1 protein-coding gene is annotated in these 320 nt (G+C 43.8%); it reads left to right on the top strand.

Features of this window, described 5'->3' with window-relative positions; all coding sequences use genetic code 11:
• The coding region (locus A3751_RS22435) for a hypothetical protein (RefSeq protein WP_369821216.1) at positions 1-320 on the top strand (320 nt) is incomplete at both ends.

The raw sequence follows: 320 nt of genomic DNA, 5'->3' as shown, positions 1-320 counted from the left end.
ATCTATTACCACAGAAAACAAAAACCTGTCTCATCAGGATAGAGAATATCAAATACTCGATACTCGCATAGGTGAACTTACCTTCGAAAATAACTATTTGGTGGGCGTGCCAACAGAGCAGAGTCGCAACAAGATATTTGATGCGATTGACTTCCAGCGTGCATGCCAGGCCTATATCTGGTCCGTACCGATGACCAGCTTTTATGCCTGGAAACAGTCTTTATATGATATGGGCGGAGAAGACGGCCAGATTCACTACTTTGAAAGTTATGATTCCAAACTTGGTGGCCTGACCTACAATACCAGCACGCCATATGTCA

The organism is Oleiphilus sp. HI0080 (genome assembly GCF_001635135.1).
The sequence above is the reverse complement of the archived record's forward strand: the minus strand, read 5'-3'. Positions and strand labels throughout refer to the sequence as shown.